The organism is Rothia nasimurium (genome assembly GCF_928392795.1).
Classification (GTDB): domain Bacteria; phylum Actinomycetota; class Actinomycetes; order Actinomycetales; family Micrococcaceae; genus Rothia; species Rothia nasimurium_F.
In genome coordinates, this window is record NZ_CAKMTJ010000010.1 from 15,585 (window position 1) to 38,348 (window position 22,764).

Annotated in this window: 18 protein-coding genes and 1 tRNA gene; 12 read left to right on the forward strand and 7 right to left on the reverse strand. The window is 59.9% G+C overall.

Features of this window, described 5'->3' with window-relative positions; all coding sequences use genetic code 11:
- Positions 1–66: 66 nt before the first annotated feature.
- Positions 67–624 (reverse strand): flavodoxin domain-containing protein, encoded by a 558-nt coding sequence (locus tag L6963_RS10370; RefSeq protein ID WP_237206877.1) that lies wholly within the window; start codon positions 622–624, stop codon positions 67–69.
- 2 nt (positions 625–626) lie between these two features.
- On the reverse strand, positions 627–1,217 hold the full coding sequence (locus tag L6963_RS10375; RefSeq protein ID WP_237206876.1) for a flavodoxin domain-containing protein: 591 nt from the start codon (positions 1,215–1,217) through the stop codon (positions 627–629).
- 339 nt (positions 1,218–1,556) lie between these two features.
- On the opposite strand from L6963_RS10375, the gene pyk reads away from it, so the two are divergent.
- Together pyk and L6963_RS10385 are read left to right on the forward strand one after the other, a co-directional pair.
- On the forward strand, positions 1,557–3,026 hold the full coding sequence (gene pyk / locus L6963_RS10380) for a pyruvate kinase (protein WP_237206875.1): 1,470 nt from the start codon (positions 1,557–1,559) through the stop codon (positions 3,024–3,026).
- Between the two features lie 89 nt (positions 3,027–3,115).
- Positions 3,116–3,571, forward strand: coding sequence for an SRPBCC family protein (locus L6963_RS10385; RefSeq protein WP_237206874.1), 456 nt, complete (start codon positions 3,116–3,118; stop codon positions 3,569–3,571).
- A gap of 664 nt (positions 3,572–4,235) precedes the next feature.
- On the opposite strand, the gene L6963_RS10390 is transcribed toward L6963_RS10385, so the two are convergent.
- Positions 4,236–4,318, reverse strand: a tRNA-Leu gene (locus tag L6963_RS10390).
- Positions 4,319–4,526: 208 nt separating this feature from the next.
- Between L6963_RS10390 and L6963_RS10395 the strand changes: the two genes are divergently transcribed.
- Positions 4,527–5,141, forward strand: a complete 615-nt coding sequence (locus L6963_RS10395; protein WP_237195800.1) for an ANTAR domain-containing response regulator — start codon at positions 4,527–4,529, stop codon at positions 5,139–5,141.
- Between the two features lie 124 nt (positions 5,142–5,265).
- Here L6963_RS10395 and L6963_RS10400 read toward each other — a convergent pair whose 3' ends face one another.
- From L6963_RS10400 to L6963_RS10410, 3 genes are all read right to left on the reverse strand, one after another.
- Positions 5,266–5,433, reverse strand: a complete 168-nt coding sequence (locus L6963_RS10400; RefSeq protein ID WP_185173005.1) for a hypothetical protein — start codon at positions 5,431–5,433, stop codon at positions 5,266–5,268.
- Positions 5,434–5,457: 24 nt separating this feature from the next.
- Positions 5,458–6,726 (reverse strand): dicarboxylate/amino acid:cation symporter, encoded by a 1,269-nt coding sequence (locus tag L6963_RS10405; RefSeq protein ID WP_237206873.1) that lies wholly within the window; start codon positions 6,724–6,726, stop codon positions 5,458–5,460.
- Between the two features lie 128 nt (positions 6,727–6,854).
- Positions 6,855–7,283: a PaaI family thioesterase gene (locus tag L6963_RS10410; RefSeq protein ID WP_237206872.1), complete on the reverse strand. Its 429-nt coding sequence runs from the start codon at positions 7,281–7,283 to the stop codon at positions 6,855–6,857.
- 78 nt (positions 7,284–7,361) lie between these two features.
- Here L6963_RS10410 and polA point away from each other — a divergent pair, with 78 nt between their 5' ends.
- From polA to L6963_RS10425, 3 genes are all read left to right on the forward strand, one after another.
- Positions 7,362–10,181 carry a DNA polymerase I gene (polA, locus tag L6963_RS10415; RefSeq protein ID WP_237206871.1) on the forward strand — a complete coding sequence of 940 codons (2,820 nt, stop codon included), beginning with the start codon at positions 7,362–7,364 and terminating at the stop codon, positions 10,179–10,181.
- Positions 10,182–10,510: 329 nt separating this feature from the next.
- Complete coding sequence (rpsA, locus tag L6963_RS10420; RefSeq protein WP_237185579.1) at positions 10,511–11,971, forward strand: 30S ribosomal protein S1; 1,461 nt, start codon at positions 10,511–10,513, stop codon at positions 11,969–11,971.
- Between the two features lie 226 nt (positions 11,972–12,197).
- A complete protein-coding gene (locus L6963_RS10425) occupies positions 12,198–13,814 on the forward strand; it encodes an inorganic phosphate transporter (protein WP_237206870.1) in 1,617 nt (538 codons plus the stop codon).
- On the opposite strand, the gene L6963_RS10430 is transcribed toward L6963_RS10425, so the two are convergent.
- Positions 13,811–14,500, reverse strand: a complete 690-nt coding sequence (locus L6963_RS10430) for an IMPACT family protein (RefSeq protein ID WP_237206869.1) — start codon at positions 14,498–14,500, stop codon at positions 13,811–13,813. The genes L6963_RS10425 and L6963_RS10430 overlap by 4 nt on opposite strands.
- A gap of 63 nt (positions 14,501–14,563) precedes the next feature.
- Between L6963_RS10430 and coaE the strand changes: the two genes are divergently transcribed.
- From coaE to L6963_RS10460, 6 genes are all read left to right on the forward strand, one after another.
- Positions 14,564–15,205 carry a dephospho-CoA kinase gene (gene coaE / locus L6963_RS10435; RefSeq protein WP_237206868.1) on the forward strand — a complete coding sequence of 214 codons (642 nt, stop codon included), beginning with the start codon at positions 14,564–14,566 and terminating at the stop codon, positions 15,203–15,205.
- A gap of 230 nt (positions 15,206–15,435) precedes the next feature.
- A complete protein-coding gene (locus L6963_RS10440; RefSeq protein WP_237206867.1) occupies positions 15,436–17,268 on the forward strand; it encodes a BCCT family transporter in 1,833 nt (610 codons plus the stop codon).
- An 85-nt stretch (positions 17,269–17,353) separates the two neighbouring features.
- Complete coding sequence (gene uvrB / locus L6963_RS10445; RefSeq protein WP_237195817.1) at positions 17,354–19,498, forward strand: excinuclease ABC subunit UvrB; 2,145 nt, start codon at positions 17,354–17,356, stop codon at positions 19,496–19,498.
- 78 nt (positions 19,499–19,576) lie between these two features.
- Positions 19,577–20,785 (forward strand): MFS transporter, encoded by a 1,209-nt coding sequence (locus L6963_RS10450; RefSeq protein WP_237206866.1) that lies wholly within the window; start codon positions 19,577–19,579, stop codon positions 20,783–20,785.
- Between the two features lie 163 nt (positions 20,786–20,948).
- On the forward strand, positions 20,949–22,145 hold the full coding sequence (locus L6963_RS10455; protein ID WP_237206865.1) for a TerC family protein: 1,197 nt from the start codon (positions 20,949–20,951) through the stop codon (positions 22,143–22,145).
- A gap of 201 nt (positions 22,146–22,346) precedes the next feature.
- Positions 22,347–22,751, forward strand: coding sequence for an SdpI family protein (locus L6963_RS10460; RefSeq protein ID WP_237198846.1), 405 nt, complete (start codon positions 22,347–22,349; stop codon positions 22,749–22,751).
- Positions 22,752–22,764: the final 13 nt, after the last annotated feature.

Here is a 22,764-nt window from a genome sequence, read left to right on the forward strand (position 1 = left end):
AGAAACCGGCCCCGCCTCAGAATCTCTGGGGCGGGGCCGGTTTTCTGTAGGTGCCTTGGTCTTGCATTAGGCCAGGGCGGCTACTGCCTCGACCAGCGGTTTAACCTGCTCTTGACTGGAGTAGTCAACGGTTTTGCGGGTGAAGCTGTCGAGCATCTGCTGGTTAGCTTCAGTTTTCTTGGGCAGGGCTGCGATGGCCGAGCGGATGCCCACCATCACGGTCTTGTGCTTGAAAGAAAGCCGGGTGTGGTCCAGCCCGCCGCGCAGGTGGTAGGTGCCGAGGGCGTCCTGAACCAGGCTCTCACCCAGATTCTTGGCCAGCAGGGCATCGAGCTTCTGCTGGCTTGCCCCCGCCAAGCCACTGAACGAGACGGTGAAGAGGGCAAAGGGTTTGACCCTCAGTTCCTGCTCGTACTTTTTCAGCTCCTGGGCGCCGGTGAGGAACCCGCCGTAGTCGCTCAGGCCCGCCACCAGGACGTCCGCGTCGGCTACAGCGCGTTCGGTTAGCTGGTCTACGGGGAGTAGCTGGGTGGTAAAGCGCCCCTCTAGCTGCTGGCTGATCCAGCGGGCGTACTGCTCGGTGTAGCCGTACTGGCTACCGTAGGCAATGAGAAGAGTTTTCATGACTAGGAGGCGGCGATGTTGGTCAGGTAGGTTTCGACCTCGGCGATCAGGGGCTTGGTCCAGTCGCGGTTGGTGTGGTCGGCGCCGCCGTTTTCAAAGGCTTCGATGAGCTGCTTGTCGTACTCGTTCTGCTTGGGCTTGAGCTTGTAGGCGGTCTTGACGCCGGTGAGGGCGGTCTTGTGCAGCTTGGACATTTCGTCCATCTTGAGGCCCCCGCGGAAGTGGAAGGCGGGGCGGTCGCCGGCAACGTCCGCCTTGTAGCTCTTCATGACGCGCTCATCGAGGTAGGAGCGGGGGTAGACTTCGGTGCCGTTGAAGGAGACGGTGTAGAAGACACGGTTGGGCACGGTGAGCATGGCTTCGCGGCGCTTGCGCAGGGTGGGGGCACCGGTGAGGAAGCCACCTAGATAGCTGGCACCGACGATGAGAACGTCGGCTGCTTCGATCATCTCGTCGGTTGCTTCGGCAACGGGGGAGAGGGTCACCTGCGGTGCGGACGCGTGGGCGCGCAGGTCTTCTGCGATCCAGTGGGCGTAGCGTTCGGTGTGGCCGTAGGTTGAACCGAAGAGGATCAGGACGTTGGGGGTAGGCATGGGCACTCTTTCGTTTGTTTGCGGGCCGGTGGCTTACCGGGGCTTCTGCATTCAGGATACGCGCCCGGGGCGTGTGCTCTCAAAGCTGACAAGCTAGATAACGGATTTTGTTTGTTTGTGACTGTTTATGTGTGTTTTGGTGGGGTTTATGTCGAATATTTACACAGAAAGTGCCCGATGCCTCCACCAAAACCTCACGAAACAACGTATAATGAGGTGTGGACATGTTGGTTTCATGCTGACTATCTGTGAATATGTTGGTTGTTGGCGGTGGTCAATCCGCTACCGACAGAAACCACACCAAAGGTTCTCAGACCCCTACAAACCTAAGGTTGATTGATGAGACGCGCAAAGATTGTTTGTACTATTGGCCCCGCAATTTCTGCACCCGAGAAAATTGCAGCGGCTATCGAAGCGGGCATGAATGTCGCCCGCCTGAACATGAGCCACGGTGACCACGAGGTTCACACTAACTCATACGCAACCATCCGCGAGCAGGCCGAAAAGCTTGGTCACAACGTCGCGATTCTCGCTGACCTTCAGGGCCCCAAGATTCGCCTCGAAACTTTCAAGAACGGCGCTGAGGTTCTCGAACCCGGTGATACCTTCAAGATCACCATCGAAGATGTTGAAGGCACCAAGGAAATCTGCGGCACCACCTTCAAGGGCCTGCCCGGTGACGTCAAGCCCGGCGACACCCTGCTGATTGACGACGGCAAGATCCGCCTCGAAGCTATTGAGGTTGACGAGACCACCGTGACTACCCGCGTCATCGTCGGAGGCCCCATCTCTAACAACAAGGGCATCAACCTGCCCGGCGTTGCTGTTTCCATCCCCGCCCTCACCGAGAAGGACGAGCGTGACCTGCGCTTCGCCCTGAACCTGGGCGTGGACATCATCGCTCTCTCCTTCGTCCGTTCCGGCGACGACATCCAGCGCGTTCACGAAATCATGGAAGAAGAAGGCCGTAAGATCGCCGTCATCGCCAAGATTGAAAAGCCCCAGGCAGTTGAAAACCTGCAGGATATCGTCGACAGGTTCGACGGCATCATGGTTGCCCGTGGCGACCTGGGTGTGGAGTTCCCCCTCGAAGAGGTTCCCCTGGTGCAGAAGCGCGCCATCGAACTGGCTCGCCGCTGGGCAAAGCCCGTCATCGTGGCAACCCAGGTGCTGGAAACCATGATCCAGAACCCCACCCCCACCCGTGCAGAGGCATCTGACTGCGCGAACGCTATCCTCGACGGTGCCGACGCCGTCATGCTCTCCGGTGAAACCTCAGTGGGTAAGTACCCCATCATCACCATCCAGACCATGGCTCGCATCATCAAGTCCACCGAAGAGCGCGGCCTCTTCCGCGTTCCCGAGCTGGGCACCTCACCCAAGACTCGCGGTGGCGCTATCACCCGCGCAGCGGTCAACATCGCTGACCAGCTGGATGTTAAGTACATCGCCACCTTCACCCAGTCCGGTGACACAGCCCGCCGTCTGGCCCGCCTGCGTCCGGCCAAGCCTGTGCTTGCCCTGACCCCCGAGCCCTCCGTGCGTGCCTTCCTCTCCCTGCTGTGGGGCGTTGAGGCAGCGGTTTCACCCACCGCTAAGGACACCGACGAGATGACCGCCGTGGTCGACCGCTACATGCTGGCTAACGGCCTGGCTCAGGCCAACGACATGATCGTCATGGCTGCCGGTTCACCTCCCGGCGTTGCAGGCTCCACCAACACCGTCAAGGTTCACCGCGTTGGTGACCTTGATGACGCCGGCGCTGTGCTGCCTGAAGCTCGCGAAACCGTCGGTCCCTTCACTGACTAAGAGATAAACGGCTCCGTGAAGCCACGCTAAGGGCCCCGCCACTTCAAAACCTGAAGTGGCGGGGCCCTTGTCTCTGTAGACTAGTTGATATGACAAATACTTTTCTCACTCGCTCCACCGTTATCAACGCGCCCCTTGAGCGCGTCCGCTCCCTGCTTGAGGACCTGCACGCCTGGGAAGACTGGTCGCCCTGGCAGGAGCTAGACCCCGCCATGCAGCAGACCTACTCGGGTGCCGAGAGAGGCGTCGGTGCAAAGATGGCCTGGGCTGGTAACAAGAAGGCCGGTGAGGGCCGCATGACCGTAGTGACGGTAGAGGACAACCTAGTTGAGGTTGATATTGAATTCATCAAGCCCTGGGCCGCTAAGAACCGTAGCCACTTCAAGCTGCAGCCTACCGAGGGCGGTACCGCAGTTGCCTGGTCGATGAGCGGCGAGCAGAACCTGATGATGAAGGTAATGTTCAAGGTCTTTAATATGCAAAAGCGTATCGGTGCTGATTTTGAGCGCGGGCTGGCCCGCCTCAAAGCGGCAGCAGAGGGTTAGGACGCCTGCTGGCACCGCTTGCCTGTGGGAAAGTCCTTCGTCATATAGGGGTCACAGTTGCCTATTGTGATTGATGAATGAACTTTAACCTGACTGACAGGTGTAGACTTGTTGTGGTGATTCAGGACCGGAGATTTGGTTTTGAATCGAACCGCCGTAGGAACCACAAGATCAAAGCCTGGCTTCGGTCTTGTCTCCTCACCAGCCCGCCTGCCCCATCACGGGGCGGGCGGGTTTTTTGGGTTAGCAGGACAGAAGGTGTGTCCCCACTCGCTAGAACACAAGAAAATCAGCCCCGCACGTTAGCCCCTGCCTGAAATGCAACCACCGAACCAAACGAGACGGAAAAACCAGAGCCGGAACCACCCGCGCCCGTGCCTGTGAGCGTGCACCAAATCGCCGAACGTGCACCGGGCAAATACACGCTCAGCGATATCACGCACGCTCACTTATGAAGGCAGACAGCACAAGGGCTGCACTGTGAGAAAACCCCCGGCAGTACCTGGCCAAGCCCGCACCGACATCAGCGCTCAGACCCACCTCAAAAATTCCCGGGGTGGGACACACTTTTCTGCCTATAACCCGCGAATAGGGCTCTCATGTCAACAAAAAACCCTCTCCCGTCAACGGGAGAGGGTTTGTATCGCTCTGACTAGGCGTTTTATGGTGCCCAAGGTGGGACTCGAACCCACACTCCGAAGAACCGCATTTTGAGTGCGGCGCGTCTGCCAATTCCGCCACTTGGGCAAGTGCGAAAGCTCTTCTACAATACACGTTTTTGCCCGCTAAAAGCCAATCGGCCCTCACCCTGGAAGAAAGAACCCGCCCCCGACTAAGATAGGAATCGATGAGGGTACGCACCGTCACCCGTTGCATGCACGCCCACAAGGTTGTGCGCGTGCGAAAATAGATAGCGAACCTCAACTAAACGCTGAAACGACCTAAGGAGCAGGGTATGTCAGAGCAGACCACCCAGGAGCCCGAGAACCACGATCAGCAGCCCGCACGCACCGTCGTCGTCGCTGAAGACGAGGCGCTGATTCGCCTCGACATCGTCGAAATCCTCAAAGACCAGGGCTTCAACGTCATCGCCGAAACCGACAACGGCAAAAAGGCTGTAGAACTGGCTGAGGAGCACCGCCCCGACCTGGTGCTCATGGACGTCAACATGCCCATCATGGACGGCATCGAAGCAGCCGGCCAAATCAGCGAGAAGCAGCTGGCGCCGGTCGTCCTGCTCACCGCCTTCAGCCAGAAAGAACTGGTAGACCGTGCCACCGAAGCAGGCGCCATGGCCTACGTGGTTAAGCCCTTCACCCCCAACGACCTGATTCCCGCCATCGAGGTGGCAATTAGCCGCTACGAGCAGATCCGTGCCCTTCAGGATGAAGTCACCAGCATCAAGGAACAGTTCGAGACTCGCAAGCTGGTTGACCGCGCTAAGTCCCTGCTGATGACCAGGATGGGCTTGAGTGAGCCCGAGGCCTTCCGCTGGATTCAGAAGACCTCCATGGATCGCCGCCTCTCCATGCGCGAGGTCGCCGAAACCATCGTCAAGCAGGTTCAGTAGGGCAGCACCCCTAGCCTGTAACAAAGCCCGCCCCAGCGTATTGCTGGAGCGGGCTTTGCTGTATCAAAAGAAGGGGGGCGGACGCCTGCCGGTGGGGTAGGCGTCCGCCCCTTCTTATGGGGTGTTAGAGGGCGTCCTTGTGGTCGCTCTTAGTTCCGATTCCCCAGAGGGTAATGGCGGCGCTGATAGTCACAGCGGCCCACCAGAGGCCGCCCTGGCTCAGGGCCGTCACCGTGAAGATGAGGGTCAGTACCAGGAAGATATTGCCGATGAGTTTGCGGCGTGCGGTCATGGTGGGCCTTTCGTGAACTGGAGGTTAGTGGGCTGCTGCCAGGCTGCCGTCGCGCTCGTCGGCCTCGGGCAGGTCGTCCTCGTCCGCGCCGAAGGCCTTAGCCACGCGCTCGGTGAGTGAGGCGATAGCGGCGTCGCCGGTGACGTTGGTGGCGGTGCCAAAGGAGTCCTGGGCCAGGTAAAGGGCAATCATCAGGGCAATCATGGACTCATCGAAGCCCAGCATGGACTGGAGCAGGCCGATAGCGGTCATCACGGCGCCGCCGGGCACGCCGGGGGCTGCAACCATCATGAGGCCCAGAACCAGAACCACGGGGATCATGGCGGTGAAGCTGAGGGAGCCGCTGGTCATGTACACCACGGCAACCGCGCAGGAGGTAATGGTAATCATGGAGCCTGAGAGGTGGATGGTGGCGCAGAGGGGGATTGCGAAGTCCACGATCTTGCCCTTGATACCCACGTTCTTAGCGGACGCCACGGTCACGGGGATGGTGGCGGCTGATGACTGGGTGCCGATTGCGGTGAAGTAGGCGGGCAGCATACCGCGCAGCATGGTGATGGGGTTGCGCTTGGAGACGGCGCCGGCGACAGTGTACTGGATAGCCAGCATGACCCAGTGCAGGATGATGACCATGATGAAGACCTTGCCGAAGACCGCAAGAATCTGGCCGACCTGGCCTGCCATGGTCATGTTGGCGAAGACGCCGACGATGTGGACGGGCAGCAGGGGGATGATGACGTAGCCCAGGAGCTTTTCGATGATGGTCTGGAAGTCCTGGAAGAGGTTCAGCATGTTCTTGCTGTTCAGGGCGGTGATGCCCAGGCCCATGATGAAGGCCAGAATCAGGGCGCTCATGACCGACATGATGGGGTCAAGGGTGAATTCCAGGTAGCCGGCTGAGAGGGCTTCTTCGGGGTTTTCGAAGGCGGTGAGCTGCTGGCCCCTAAGGATGATGGGGTAGAGGAAGTGGGCCACGGTCACGGCAAGGAAGCCCGCTGCGATAGATGAAGCGTAGGAGAGACCTACGGTGGTGCCGAGCAGTTTGCCTGCGCCCTTGGCCAGTGAGCCTATACCGGGCACGATGAAGCCGATGATAATCAGCGGAATCGCGAAGCTCAGGAAGGCGCTAAAGACGGTGGAGAAGGAGACAAAGAGCTGGACGACGAAGTCGGTGGGAATGGCTGTTCCCAGGGCGTCGTTGATGCCGGAGATAAGGCCGGGGGTGAAGGCACCGATGAGGATACCGCCGATGATTGCGACGATAATCCACACGAGCAGAGGAATCTTCTTCATGGGGTTCCTTGGTGTTGTGTGGTCTTGTGTGCGTTTGCACGGACTGCCAGTTTATCAGGACGCTGCCAGAGGCGCCCGGAGCTAAGGGGCGGACGCCGGGGCTGAGGTAGATAGCTAGGGGCAGATTGCTAGGGCAGGTCGATGATGTTGTTGGTAATGCGGGCGGTAGCAATGAGCTTGCCCGTCTCGTCAGTGATATCGATGGCGTGGACGCAGACGGTGCGGCCCAGCTTGACTGCCCGGCAGGTCGCGGTGACGGTTCCGGAACGAACCGAGCGCAGGTGGGTGATGTTTAAATCAACGCCCACAGCAGCCTTCTTCTGCTCTGCCACCGAAAGAAAAGCGGAAATAGATCCCAGGGTTTCTGCCAGGGCGGCAGAAGCACCCCCGTGAAGCAGGCCCACCGGCTGGGTGTTGCCCTCCACCGGCATGGTGGCGACGGTCAGTTCGGGGGAGGCTTCGAGAATCGTGATGCCCAGCTTCTGCGCCAGGGCCCCCGCGCCTAGCCGTTCAAGTATCTGCTGGTAGCGGGCGTCCTGCTCCCGGGTCTCGGTCATGGGTGCTCCTTAGAAAATAGGGGGAGATTGTCTGCCTTCAATCGTAGGGCAGGGGCAGACGGTAGGATGGTAGGCGTGATGACTAGACCTGAAACTTCTGCACCTGCACCCGGTAAGCTCATGCTCATTGACGGGCATTCCCTGGCGTTCCGTTCTTTCTACGGCACCCCGGTGGATGTCTTTGTGAATGCTGAGGGCCAGCACACCAACGCGGTCCATGGCTTCCTCTCAACCCTGATTTCTCTGATTAAAAATGAGCAGCCCAGCCACATTATTGTGGCCTTTGACCTCTCTGGCGGAACCTTCCGCACCGAGGAATACGGTGAGTATAAGGGTGGGCGTAATGAAACCCCACAGGAGTTCTTTGGTCAGATTGAGCTGATTCAGAAGGCCCTGGCGGCCCTGAACATTCCTTCGGTGACCCTGCCGCGCTATGAGGCTGACGATATTGTCGCTACCTACACCCGTCAGGGGCGGGAGGCTGGCTTTGAGGTGCAGATTGTGTCGGGTGACCGCGATGCCTTCCAGCTGGTGACCGATACCGTTACTGTGCTGTACCCGGTCACGACCGGCCCTACCAAGGGTATCCGCTACATGACCCCGGCTGCCGTCGAGGAAAAGTATAAGGTTGCACCTCACCTTTACCCCGATCTTGCTGCCCTCACTGGTGAGCAGGCGGACAACCTGCCGGGCGTGCCCGGTGTGGGCCCTGGCTTTGCCGCCAAGTGGATTAACGAATACGGCGATCTCAAGGGTGTGCTGGACAATGCCGAGAAGATTAAGGGTAAGAAGGGTGAGGCCCTGCGCGAGCATATCGACGACGTGCTGCGCAATCGCCGCCTCAACCGCCTGGTGGACGACCTTGACCTGCCTGTAACCCTTGATGATGCCAAGGGCTACGGCCCTAACGCTGAGGAGCTTGAAGAGCTCTTTGATTACCTGGAGTTCAATTCTATTCGCAAGCGCGTCGCTGAGCTCTTTGAGGGCATGCAGCAAGCTACACCTGCGGTTGAGATTGATATTGAAATGGTTGAGACCCTCACCAGCGCGGACGACCTCACCGCCTTCCTGGCGGCTGCCCCCGAAGCGCTCGCGGCGGTTGAACGGTCGGTCGAAGTACCTGAACGCCTGGCGCAGGCCATCACCCTCTGGCCTGTGGTTGATGAGCAGGCCGGTGAAAAGGGGGTGGCCCACGGCCAGGCCCTGCACGGCCTCATGCTGGTTGCCGGTGCCCGCGCAGCCTACCTTGATTTTGAGAAGCAGGCGGACGGCATCCGCACGGCTCTGCGCGACTGGCTGGGGGACGCGTCCGCCCCCAAAATCACCTTCGATGTTAAGCAGAACTTTAAGTCGCTAGCCGCCTACGACCTGCCCCTAGCAGGCGTCATCGAAGACCCGGTGCTCTCGTCCTACGTCTGTGGCTTCATTCCCACCGCCCGCCGCCGCGGTCACCGCGAGATGCTCGAAGACCTCACCCGCGACTACCTGGGGCAGACCTACCCGGCCGCTCCCGAACAGGAAGACCAGGGGGAGCTCTTCTCGCTCGAACCTACCATCGATACCGACTACCAGGCTCTTGCTGCCCGCTACGTCCAAGAACTGGCCTACGCTCTGCATCTCGATCTGGTGGCTAAAAATCAGCTCGGCCTCTATGAAGAAATTGAGCTGCCGGCTGCGTCCGCCCTGGCCCGCATGGAAATCGCCGGTGTAGCAATCGACGCCAGCGCCATCTCGGAACTCAAGGGCTACTACGGCGAACACGTCACCCGCGCCACCGACGCGGCCTACGAGATTCTGGGTCACGAGGTCAACCTTTCGTCCCCCAAGCAGCTGCAGGGCGTCCTCTTCGACGAGCTGGGCCTGCCGACCACCCGCAAGCTCAAGAGCGGCTACTCCACCGACGCCGACTCGCTTGCGGGAATCCTCGGCCAGGTAGACCCCGACAGCCAGGGGGCCTCCTTCCTGGGCGAGCTGCAAACCTACCGCGACTACACCAAGCTCAAGCAGACCGTTGAAGGGCTGGGTAAGGCAACCGCAGCGGACGGCCGCATCCACACCACCTACCAGCAGAATGTCGCAGCTACCGGTCGCCTCTCGTCAACCGACCCCAACCTGCAGAACATCCCGATTCGCACCGAAGAAGGCCGCAAGATCCGCGACGCCTTTGTTGTGGCACCCGAGCCGGTCGACGGCACCGACTACACCACCCTGCTGACCGCCGACTACTCCCAGATCGAAATGCGCATCATGGTGCACCTGTCGGACGACGAAGACCTCATCGCCGCTTACCAGGCGGGGGAGGACCTGCACCGCTTTGTTGGCTCAGAGGTGTTCGGGGTAGCGCCAGAAGATGTGACCCCCGAGATGCGCTCTAGGGTCAAGGCCATGAGCTACGGCCTTGCCTACGGCCTCTCACCCTTCGGCCTGTCAAAGCAGTTGGGCATTAGCGTGGACGAAGCGACCAGCCTGCGCACCAACTACTTCCAGCGCTTTGGTAAGGTCGGCAGGTTCCTGCGCTCCATCGTGCGCGAGGCCCACAAGACCGGCTACACCGAGACCATGTTTGGCCGCCGCCGCGCCCTGCCCGACCTGGCCTCGTCCAACCGTCAGCGCCGTGAAGCCGCCGAACGCGCAGCCCTCAACTCACCCATTCAGGGCACGGCCGCCGACATCATCAAAATCGCCATGATCAACATCGACGAGCGCCTTCGCCGCGAAAACCTCGCCAGCCGCATGCTCCTGCAGGTGCACGACGAACTGATCCTCGAAGTTGCCGCGGGTGAAGAAAAGCTCGCCGAGGCAATCCTGGTTGAAGAAATGAGCGGGGCCGCCTCCCTGCGTGTCCCCCTGGACGTCCAGGTTGGCTGGGGCCGCTCCTGGCACGAGGCAGGGCACTAGCAGGGCGGGCAAAAGGTGCGCGGACGCCGGTGCAACACACCCGGGCGCGGGTTAAGACCAACATCACCCCACTTTCCCGTGAACACGCGGTGAAAACGCCCACCAAACCATTGACCGGCACACGCACGCGCCCTAGACTTGAATCTGTGCGTGTACAGTGCCCGCTTTGGCGTGCGCCGCATCCGCACATCATATTGTCCGTATCAACGCTCAATACAGAGAACCATGCGGACCTTACCCCGCCCACAGCCACAAGCTACACCGCGGGACCCAGTAAGGCCCTGCCTGTATTGACCTAGAAAACTATCCATATTGGAGCCCTACTCTCTATGAGCACCAACGTTCCCCAGGTTGCAATCAACGACATCGGCAACGAAGAAGAATTCCTCGCAGCAGTCGACGCAACCATCAAGTACTTCAACGACGGCGATCTCGTTTCAGGCGAAGTTGTCAAGGTTGACCACGACGAGGTACTGCTCGACATCGGCTACAAGACCGAAGGCGTCATCCCCTCACGTGAACTTTCCATCAAGCACGACGTAGATCCCGACGAAGTTGTTTCTGTTGGTGACACCGTTGAAGCTCTTGTCCTCACCAAGGAAGACAAGGAAGGCCGCCTGATTCTCTCCAAGAAGCGCGCACAGTACGAGCGCGCCTGGGGCGACATCGAGAAGGTCAAGGAAGAAGACGGCGTCGTTACCGGTACCGTCATCGAGGTCGTCAAGGGTGGTCTTATCCTCGACATCGGCCTGCGTGGCTTCCTCCCCGCTTCACTCGTCGAAATGCGTCGCGTCCGCGACCTGGCACCCTACATCGGCCAGGAAATCGAAGCCAAGATCATCGAGCTCGACAAGAACCGCAACAACGTTGTTCTGTCACGCCGTGCATGGCTCGAGCAGACCCAGTCAGAGGTCCGCTCAACCTTCCTCAACCAGCTCGAAAAGGGCCAGGTCCGTACCGGCGTTGTCTCCTCCATCGTTAACTTCGGTGCCTTCGTTGACCTCGGCGGCGTTGACGGTCTCGTCCACGTATCCGAGCTCTCCTGGAAGCACATCGACCACCCCTCAGAGGTTGTCGAAGTTGGCGATGAAGTCACCGTTGAGGTCCTCGAAGTTGATCACGACCGTGAGCGCGTCTCACTGTCACTGAAGGCTACCCAGGAAGATCCCTGGCAGGCATTCGCTCGCACCCATGCACTGGGTCAGGTTGTACCCGGTAAGGTCACCAAGCTCGTACCCTTCGGCGCATTCGTTCGCGTTGAAGACGGCATCGAAGGCCTCGTCCACATCTCCGAACTCGCCGTTCGCCACGTGGACCTGGCAGAGCAGGTTGTCTCCGTCGGTGACGAACTGTTCGTCAAGGTTATCGACATCGACCTCGACCGTCGCCGCATCTCCCTGTCACTGAAGCAGGCCAACGAAGGTGTAGACCCCGAGTCCACCGAGTTCGACCCCGCTCTCTACGGCATGGCTGCAGAGTACGACGAAGAAGGCAACTACAAGTACCCCGAGGGCTTCGACCCCGAGACCAACGAATGGCTCGAAGGCTTCGAAACCCAGCGTGCAGCATGGGAGCAGCAGTACGCTGACGCCCAGGCTCGCTGGGAAGCTCACAAGGTACAGGTTGCTAAGGCTCTCGAAGCCGACGCAGAAGCAGCAGCTGCTGCCCCCGCGTCCGCTCCCGCCGAAGCTGCACCCACCTCATACTCATCCGAGAAGCCTGCCGAAACCGGCACCCTGGCTTCCGATGAGGCACTGGCTGAGCTACGTAAGAAGCTGACCGGTAACTAATTCTCTGAATTAGTCACAGCAATCAAGGGCCCCTTCCACCTTCGGGTGGGAGGGGCCCTTGTTTGTAGGGTGCAACGTGCGTGTGAGGGCGTAGAGGCGGGCGTCATGCCTATAGTTCATGCTCAGGCTAGGGTTAGTTAACCTTGCGTTAACCTTTTCCCCAGACTATTAACAGGGCTCAAATTTTGCCTTAAGACCGTATGAACACAACCTCAAAGGGGGACTCGTGGATTCCAGCGCGAATTCGGGTTCACATCTCGCAACCCCCGCGTTGCAACGAGACACCACCGACAAATGGTGGCACCTCGCCTTCGGCGGCCTCATGGCTGTCTCACTGACACTCTTTACACTCTGGTCCCTCAACTACGTCGACCAGTCAGCTCGCACCCTCGTCCTTATCGCAGCCGTCCTCCTGGGTCTCTTCATGGCCTTCAATATCGGAGGTAACGACGTAGCGAACTCCTTCGGAACCTCCGTGGGCGCGGGTACCCTGACCATCAAGCAGGCCCTGCTCATCGCGGCTGTCTTCGAGGTATCGGGCGCTGTGATCGCTGGCGGGTCGGTCACCGACACTGTGCGTTCAGGCATCGTCGACCTGGGTGCTATCGACCTGGACCCCATGCAGTTCGTCTACATCATGATGGCAGCCCTGCTGGGCGCAGCTATCTGGCTGCTGGTCGCCACCAAGATGGGCTGGCCCGTCTCTACCACCCACTCTATCATCGGCGGTATCGTGGGTGCGGCCCTGACCATTGGCTTTACCACCGGAACCGGCGGTATGGACATGGTGCAGTGGAACAAGATCGGCCAGATTGCCATTTCTTGGGTTCTTTCACCGCTCCTGGGCGGTCTCTTCGCCTGGGTTCTCTTTGGCTTCATCAAGAAGTACATCCTGGGCTACAACGAGAAGGTCGATGCGGCCATGCTCGAAATCAAGAAGCACCAGGAAGAAGAGCGCGCAGCCCACACCCCGCACGACGGTTTCCAGCGCATCACCGACCTGCAGCAGGACGCCTACTCCAACGCTATGCTGCGCAAGAAGAAGTTCAAGCTCAAGAAGCTTGACCCCGCGGCCCCCGAGAGCGAGTACTACCGCCAGGTGCACAAGCTTGACCAGAAGGCTAAGCGTGCTGACTCCCACCGGGCACTTGAGGTTTATGTGCCTATCCTGGCTGCCTTTGGTGCGGCTCTGATTGCAGCCATGCTGCTCTTCAAGGGTCTGGATAACCTGGAGCTGGGTATCTCAACCATGGGTAACGTCATGATTATGGTGATGGTTGCGGCTATCGCCTGGGTGAGTGTTTCCGTCTTTGCCCGCAGCCTGCAGAAGCAGGAACTCTCCCGCGCCACCTTTACCATCTTTGCCTGGTTGCAGGTCTTCACCGCAGCTGCCTTCGCCTTTAGCCACGGTGCCAACGATATCGCCAACGCTATCGGCCCCTTCGTGGCAATTCTTGATGTGCTCAAGACCGGTGCCATTGGCGACGAGGCCGTCGTGCCTATGCCCGCTCTGGTGGCCTTCGGTATCGCCCTCATCGTGGGTCTTTGGTTTGTGGGTCGTAACGTGATTGCTACCGTCGGTCACGGCCTGACCAAGATGCACCCCTCATCGGGCTTTGCCGCTGAGCTGGCCGCTGCCGGTGTGGTCATGGCTGCGTCTGTTCTGGGTCTGCCCGTTTCGTCCACTCACATCCTGATCGGTGCGGTGCTGGGCGTCGGTATCGTCAACCGCTCAGCTAACTGGAAGCTCATGCGACCCATCGCCCTTGCCTGGATCATCACCCTGCCCATCTCAGCCGCTATCGGCTCGGTAGGTGTGCTGGCTATTTCAGCAATCTTCTAGGCTAAATCAACCCACTGGGTTTCACCCCACGAAATGTGCCCTGCGCCGGCTGTCAGCTCGGCCAGGGCCGTTTCTGTTTGGGCGCGGGTTGCCGCATCATCAAAAACACCCAGGGTGATGTGGGCGCCGCTGGCTGTGTAATCTGTACCCAGTACCGTGTAGCCCAGCGCACGCAGGTCGTTCTCGAAGCGTCCTGCTTCGGCGTGGGAGGCGGTAACGGTTCCCAGCCGCAGGCGTTCGCGGGGCACCAGGGGAGCGGCGTCTAGGGTGGCGACCACTGCGTCCGTATAGGCACGCACTAGCCCACCGGCACCCAGCTTGATGCCACCGAAATAGCGCACCACCACAGCGCAGATATCGGAGAGGTCGGTGGTTTCGCCCTTGCGCCCTTCGGTGCGGCGGGCCAGCAGGGCCTGGAGCATGGGAATCCCTGCGGTGCCGGCGGGCTCGCCGTCGTCGTTGGAGCGCTGGGTCTGCCGGTCTGCCCCGATGATAAAAGCAGAGCAGACATGGCGGGCATCGTGGTAGGCCTTGCGCTTGGACTCAATATAAGCGCGGGCTTCTTCTTCAGTTTCCACGCGCTGAACATAGCCGATGAACTCGCTGCGCTTGATTTCTAGCAGGTGCCGGGTCTCGGTGCGGGTGGCGAGCACGGTGTAGCGGTTGGCGCGGGTTTCATCAGTCATGGTGTCTATTCTAGTGTGCAGTCGGTGGGGCGCGTAGGCTGGTGGGAGCGGGTACCGTACCCGATGCTTAGAGACGAAAGGACGCCTGTGGTTGCGAGAATTGGTCTGACCGGCGGTATCGGGTCGGGTAAGTCGACGGTGGCGAAGATGCTGGTGGAGTGCGGGGCTGTGCTGATTGACGCCGATGCTATCTCCCGTCAGCTGATGGAGCCGGGTCGGGCGGTGTTGGCTGAGACCGTCCGCGCCTTTGGCGAGGGCATTTTGACCCCTACCGGCGAGCTTGACCGGGCTGCCCTGGCGTCCCTGGTCTTTGCGGACGAGTCTGCCCGTGCCCGCCTGAACGCCATCGTGCACCCGGCGGTGCGGGCTGAAGCCGCGCGGCAGCGTGAGGCGGCGGTGCAGAAGCTGGGGGAGGGCGCCGTTATTGTTGAGGACATCCCCCTGCTGGCCGAGACCGGCCAGGCGGCAGACTTTGATGCGGTGATTGTGGTAGAGGCGCAGCACGGGGAGCGGCTACGCCGCCTGGTTGAGATGCGCGGTATGAGCGAGGCGGACGCCCGCGCCCGCATTGCTGCGCAGGCCAGCGACGAGCAGCGCCGGGCTATTGCCACCTGGGTCATTGATAACTCGGGAAGTTTAGAGCGCACCGCTGCGCAGGTGCGCGAGGTCTTTGCCAAAATCACAGCCGGTTCGTTACATGAATAAATTTTTAGCAAGGAGTATTTGAACTTTTGGTCTAAAAAACCCGGTTGTGACCAGTGGAAACAGGCGAGAACAAGGAAAAGTATAAAAATCAAGTAGACTTATCTCTCCTGGAAAACAACCCCAAGCCCGCTTATCATTGATACGTTGCCCAGAGACCGGGCAGCCGCTGTGCGGGCGGTGGATGCAAGGGGCCCGCACGGTCACACACATACTTCCACCGGGATAATCCTGTGCTGAACAAGCTACACGACAGACTAGGGCTGCGAACCAACCCCGTCATTTTCTTCTCATCTGCACTCTTTATCATCGTCTTCACCCTGCTGATGATGATCTTCCCAACGGCCATGTCAGATGGCATTGGTGTTATCTCTGACTTCATCATCACCTACCTGGGCTGGGTCTACACCCTGGGTATCGCCATCTTCTTTTTCTTCCTGATTTACATGGCGATGAGCCGCTTTGGCCGCATCAAAATCGGTGATGACGACGCTGAACCCGAGTACTCCGGTCTTGCCTGGTTCGGTATGCTCTTCGCAGCTGGTGTTGGTGCCGTCCTGCTCTTCTGGGGTGCGGCAGAACCCATCACCCACTACGCCAACCCGCCCTACGACGGGGTAGAGCCCCAGTCGGATCATGCAGCGCTCGAAGCGCTCGCCATCGCTAACTGGCACATCGGTCTGGGCGTCTGGATTATTCTTACTATTCCCGCCCTGGCTTTCGGCTACTTTACCTACAAGCGCAAGCTGCCCCCGCGCGTCTCATCCATCTTCCAGCCCCTGCTGGGTGAGCGCATCCACGGCCCTATCGGTAAGACCATCGACTCGGTTGCTATCGTTTCTACCGTTTTCGGTATTGCGGTTTCGGTGGGTCTGGGCGCCCTACAGATTAACTCGGGTATGGGCATCATGTACGGTGTGCCCCTGGGTGGCTGGATTCAGGCCGCTATCGTTGCTGTGATTACTGCCGCCGGTATTACCTCGGTGCTGATGGGTATGGATAAGGGCGTTAAGCGCCTGTCCTACATCAACATTCTGCTGGCTATTTCCCTGATGATCTTCATTCTGATGACCGGCGCAACCCGCTTCGTCACCCTGGGCACCATCGAGTCAGCCGGCTACTTCCTGCAGAAGCTACCCGTGATGATGCTCTTCAACGACGCCTTTGCAGATACCGGTTGGATTGGCTCCTGGACGGTCTTCTACTGGGCCTGGACTGTGACCTGGGCGCCCTTTGTTGGCCTCTTTATCGCCAAGATTTCCCAGGGCCGCACCATCCGTCAGTTTGTTGTCGGCGTACTGGCTGCCCCCACCACCTTTACCCTGATGTGGGTTGGTGTCTTTGGCCTGAGCGCTTTCAATATCGAGCGCAATGAAAACGGTACCCTGGTGCAGACCGTGGCGGAAGAAGGTGACATTCCCGCTGCCCTCTTCGAGTTCCTGGGCCACTTCCCGCTCTACCAGCTAGTCGCTGCGGTGACCCTGGTGGTGATTACCATCTTCTTCATCACCTCCATTGACTCAGCAGCCCTGGTCATGGACGCGATTGCTAACGGCCATGAGGACCCGGCCCCCAAGAAGCAGGGTATTTTCTGGGCTGCCTCCATCGGCGTTGTATCGGCTTCCATCCTGGTAGCAGCAGGCGATAACGGTCTGACCGCCCTGCAGAACGTCATTATTGTAATCGGCTTCCCGGTCTGGCTTATCGGCTTCATGCAGATGTGGATGCTGGTGCGCGCCCTACGCGAGGACGCCGGTGAGCTGCCTCCCATGCGCACCCGCCAGTGGAAGCAGGTTATCCCCATCGAGGAATACCACCGCCGTGCTCAGGAAGACTTCTCGTCGATTGAAGAGGTCACTATTCGCCCCGAGTACGAGCTGGGTACCGAACCCGAGTTCGAGGGTCTGGTTCCCAACACCGGTCAGATTCCTGTGGTAACGGCCGAAGATATTGCTGAGGACGCCGCCGCGAAGAAGGCAGCCTCCAAGCCGGCTGAAGAGCAGGGCACCCACACCGCTGTGGTAACCGGTGACCTGCCCGCTACCGACATCGACCCGAAGAAGTAAGGTCTGAGCGACCGCTTGTTAGCCCCCGATGAAACTAGTACATATGTTCTAGTTTTGTCGGGGGTTTTTCGGTAGGGTAGAGGGCATGAGCCTTGCCCAAGAAATTAACCGCGTCGTTGCACCTTTTGAAGTTGTCTCCGAGTATCAGCCGGCTGGCGACCAGCCCAAGGCAATCGCGGAGCTGACCGAGCGCGTCCAGAACGGTGAAAAAGACATCGTGCTCATGGGTGCCACCGGCACCGGTAAATCTGCAACGTCTGCCTGGCTCATCGAGGCCGTCCAGCGCCCCACCCTGGTCATGGTGCAAAACAAGACCCTGGCTGCCCAGCTGGCCAACGAACTGCGCGAGCTGCTGCCCAACAACGCTGTTGAGTACTTCGTTTCCTACTACGACTACTACCAGCCCGAAGCCTACGTGCCGCAGACCGACACCTTCATCGAAAAAGACTCCTCCATCAACGAAGAAGTCGAACGCCTGCGCCACTCCGCCACCAACTCCCTGCTGACCCGCCGCGACGTTGTGGTGGTTGCTACCGTCTCCTGCATCTACGGCCTGGGCACCCCCGAAGAATACGTTGCCCAGATGGTGACCCTGCGCCAGGGCGAAGAAATCGACCGGGACGAGCTGCTGCGCCGGTTCGTCTCCATGCAGTATGCCCGCAACGACCTAGACTTCCACCGCGGCACCTTCCGCGTCCGCGGCGATACCGTCGAAATCATCCCCATGTACGAAGAAAACGCGATCCGTATCGAGTTCTTCGGTGATGAAATCGAAGCTATCTACACCCTGCACCCGCTCACCGGCGAGGTCATCCGCGAAGAAACCGAAATGTACGTCTTCCCGGCCTCCCACTACGTAGCCGGCGCCGAACGCATGGCCCGAGCCATTGCGTCCATCGAGGACGAGCTGCGTGATCGCCTGCAAGAACTCGAATCCCAGAACAAGCTCGTTGAAGCCCAGCGCCTGCGCATGCGCACCCAGTATGACCTTGAGATGATGGAGCAGATGGGCTTCTGCAACGGCATCGAAAACTACTCCAGCCACATCGACGGGCGCGCTCGCGGCACAGCCCCGCACTGCCTGCTGGACTACTTCCCCGATGACTTCCTGCTCATCGTCGACGAATCCCACGTAACCATTCCCCAGATCGGTGCCATGTTTGAGGGCGATATGAGCCGCAAGCGCACCCTGGTTGAGCACGGCTTCCGCCTGCCCTCAGCCATGGACAACCGCCCCCTCAAATGGGAGGAATTCCTCGACCGCATCGGCCAGACCGTCTACCTCTCAGCTACCCCCGGCAAGTACGAGCTAGCCCAGGCCGACGGGGTAGTGGAGCAGATTATTCGCCCCACCGGCCTGGTCGACCCCGAAATTGTGGTCAAGCCGACCGAGGGGCAGATTGACGACCTGCTCGAAGAAATCCGTTTGCGGGTAGAGCGTGACGAACGCGTGCTGGTCACGACCCTGACCAAGCGTATGGCTGAGGACCTCACCGACTACCTGCTGGAGCACGGGGTTAAGGTGCAGTACCTGCACTCCGACGTTGATACCCTGCGCCGTGTGGAGCTACTCAGCGAGCTGCGCCAGGGCGTCTTCGACGTGCTGGTGGGCATCAACCTACTGCGTGAGGGCCTAGACCTGCCCGAGGTTTCCCTGGTCGCCATTTTGGACGCTGACAAGCAGGGCTTCTTGCGCTCCACCACCTCCCTGATTCAGACCATCGGTCGAGCCGCCCGTAACGTGGGCGGTCAGGTGCACATGTACGCTGATAAAATCACCGACTCCATGCGTACCGCTATCGACGAAACCAACCGCCGCCGCGAGATCCAGCAGGCCTACAACCGCGAGCACGGCATCGACCCCCAGCCTCTGCGCAAGAAAATTGCCGATATCACCGACGTCCTGGCCCGCGAGTCAGAAGACACCGCAGAGCTCCTTGCCGCCCGCAAGGGGGCCTCGGGCAAGCTGGCTCCGGTTAAGAAGGGCACCAAGTACGCGGCGACCAGCCCCGAAGCTGAAGAGCTCTTCAAGAAGGCAGAGGCCCGGGTGCGTCAGGACGGCCTTGCGGCAGCTCCCGCCGAAGACCTGCTGGGTCTGATCGAAGAGATGCACGCCCAGATGATGCAGGCCGCCGAAGAGCTCAAGTTCGAGCTGGCGGGCCGCCTGCGCGATGAAATTGCCGACCTGAAGAAGGAGCTACGCGCTATGCAGGAAGCTGGGCACGCCTAAGCCCCCGGGTGTCTTTAGAAGCTCGCGGGCTTAGTGTAGACTGGTGCAGTTTGTGTCAGCACCACCCCGGGAGGTTTGATGAGCCAGAAAGCCGCGCGTCCCAGCGTTGCCCGCATGCCGGGTATGCCCCAGATTCTGCTTACCTTCGGGCTGACCATTTGCAGTCTATCTATCCTGCTCCCCGCCTCACCGGCGTGGGCGCTCGCAGGTGGGGCAGGTTCCCTGGGCGCGGGTGCCACCAACGCGGTACTGATGGCTGTCACCGTAGCCACCCAGTTCAGCGTCCCCGCCCTCACCCGCCGCTTCTCCTGGGCACTCGTGCTGCCGGTGGGTACCCTCTTTATGGGGCTGCCCTCCCTCATTCAGGCTCTGAGCCCAGACCTGCTCAACGTCCTTATTACCTCGGGTCTGCGCGGTATCGGCTTCGGTATTGTCACCGTCTGTTGCTCATCGGCTATGTCCTACCTCATTCCTGTCGAGTACCGGGGGCGGGCCGTCGGGCTCTACGGGCTGGCAGCTGCAGGTGCTCAGATGTTCTTCACACCCGTCGCCCCCTGGGCTCTCGATACCTTCGGTTACCGTTCGGTAATCTCAGCCGGGGCAATCGCTGCAATTGCAGCTCCCTTCGCCCTGCAGCTAGGCCGACTGGTTGACCACTTCATGGAAGAACAAAGGGCCGGTGAGCAGGGGAGTGACGCTACCCCTGCAACTTCCACCGCAACCATCATCGCCCGCATCTGGCCCGCACTGCTGACCCTCACACTTGTCACCAGCGTCGGCGGTGCCTTCATGACTTTCTCCACCGAAATCGCCCCCACTGCCACTCTGGCGACCGGGGCCCTGCTCCTGCTCTGCGCCCTGGCAACCCCCACCCGCCTCTATGGCGGCTCTCTCACCGACAGGTTCGGCACCCGCCTTCTCATGACTCCGGTGCTGGCCCTCACGGCCTTGGGTGTCGCCTTTGTCGGCTGGGTCAATGGCGCGAGCCTGCCTTCAGTCATCTTCCTCCTGACTGGTGCAACCCTGATCGGGTTCGGCTACGGCTTCCTACAGTCTGTCACCATGGTGCGTGCCCTGACGGACGCTGGTGGGCCGGACGCCACCCAGCGCGCCTCTGTCGCCTGGAACTCCCACTTTGATGTGGGAACCGGGCTGGGCTCTCTCGCTATCGGAGCCGCCGCGCAGGCAACTAGCTTTACCGCTGCCTGGACGGGCGCGGCCGTCCTGCTCCTGGCCTGTGCCATCGTGCTCGGCCTTAAGGACGCCCGCGCGTCTGTTCAAAAGTAAGAAGATGGGTTATAGTTGTAGACCGAGCAAGGGAGTATCCCACTAATTCCTGCATCGTCAGCACGTTGATCGAAGGCGCCCAACCGGGGCAGGAAACCACCCACAGAGGTGGTGGGAGAGACTTGTGGATTTTGGCAAACCCCAACCACAAGAAAGGCTCCCAATGCATATCACTGGGTTGCAGTGGGGTGTAACGATTGCGTTCATCCTGGCACTGCTTGCTTATGACTTCTTCTTCCACGTGCGTAAAGCACACGAACCCACTATCAAAGAGGCCGCGATTTGGTCAGCCGTCTACGTGGGTATCGCCCTGCTCTTTGGCTTGGTCATCCTCTTCTGGGACGGCCCCCAGTTCGCGGCTGAATACTACGGTGGTTACATCACCGAAAAGGCCCTGAGCGTTGATAACCTCTTCGTCTTCCTGATTATCATGGCCTCCTTCCGCGTGCCGCGTGAGGACCAGCAGAAGGTCCTACTCTTCGGCATTATCTTTGCCATGATTGCCCGTACCGCCTTCATTCTGGTGGGTGCCGCCGCTATTGAGCGCTGGAGCTGGGTCTTCTACCTCTTCGGTCTGGTTCTAATTTACACCGCCGGTAACCTCATCAAGGGTGAAATCACCGACAAGGAAGAAGAGGACGAGGCCAACAACTTCGTCGTGCGCCTTGCCAAGAAGATGTTCCACACCGTTGACTACTACGACGGCGATAAGCTCTTCACCGTAGAGAACGGCAAGAAGGTCATGACCCCCATGCTGCTGGTCATGGTCGCAATCGGTGGTACCGACATCCTCTTCGCCCTGGACTCCATCCCCGCGATTTTCGGTCTGACCCAGGAAGCCTACATCGTCTTCACCGCAACTGCCTTCTCCCTGATGGGCCTGCGTCAGCTCTACTTCCTGATTGACGGCCTGCTGGACCGCCTCATCTACCTCTCATGGGGCCTGTCCATCATCCTGGCCTTCATCGGTGTGAAGCTGCTGCTGCACGCTCTTCACTCCAACACGCTGCCGTTTGTTAATGATGGTCAGCCGGTTCACGTTGTTGAAGTTGGAATTGAGCTCTCACTTGCTGTTATTGTAGGCGTTCTGATTATCACTGTTCTGGCTTCTCTTTACAGCCCGAAGGGCCGTGCTCTGGCAACCATCCAGCGTGTTCAGACCCTGTCTGAGAAGTACCTGAACCTGCCCGCCGATGCTTCTGAGGCTGAGCGCGCTGAGATTCAGAGCAAGCTTGATGCTGAGGTGGCTAAGTCCCGCGAGATTCCGCAGAAGTACCGCGACGAGCTGATTGAGTCTGAGAACGAGTACCAGGACCTGGTACGTCGTGCCCGCACCGCTCACGCCGAGCGCAGCGCCTAACCGGCGGTAGGCGTCCGCCCCAAGAACTAGGGGTGCGGACGCCCGCCCCGGCTTCACGACCGCTGGCCCCATCCCGAGAGGGAAGGGGCCAGCGGTCTTTGCGTGTGGAGGTGTTATAAGGGCTGGGACTCTAGAACTAGATTTCAGGTTTGAGTAGAATTGACCTTAACCCCCCTCGCCTGAACCGGAAAAGGAGCACCCATGTCTGCAGCCGAGTATCTACCCCTGGTCTTTTGCCTGCTCTTGTTGGGCGGGCTCTTTCTGGCGATAGCCCGCATGGGTGCAGCCGGCACCCTGCGCCGTAACGGACTGGTGGGCGTCCGCACCGCAGCAACCATGCAGTCGGATGCCGCCTGGTACGCGGCCCACAGGGTGATTGCTCCAGTTCTCCGAATCTGCGCCTGGGCACAGATTGCTGGGGCGGCCGTCGTCCTGGCTCTGGGACTGATGGTTCACAATTCCGCAGTTATTCCTGTTGGTCTTGCCTTTCTGATTCTTCCCACCATCGCCATGATGGTAGCTGCCATGACAAGAGGAACATCCGCCGCCAATGACGCCCACCGGGCCTGGGAACAAGACCAGCAGACCTCCCCAACCCATCGCTGAACAAAAAGGCCGA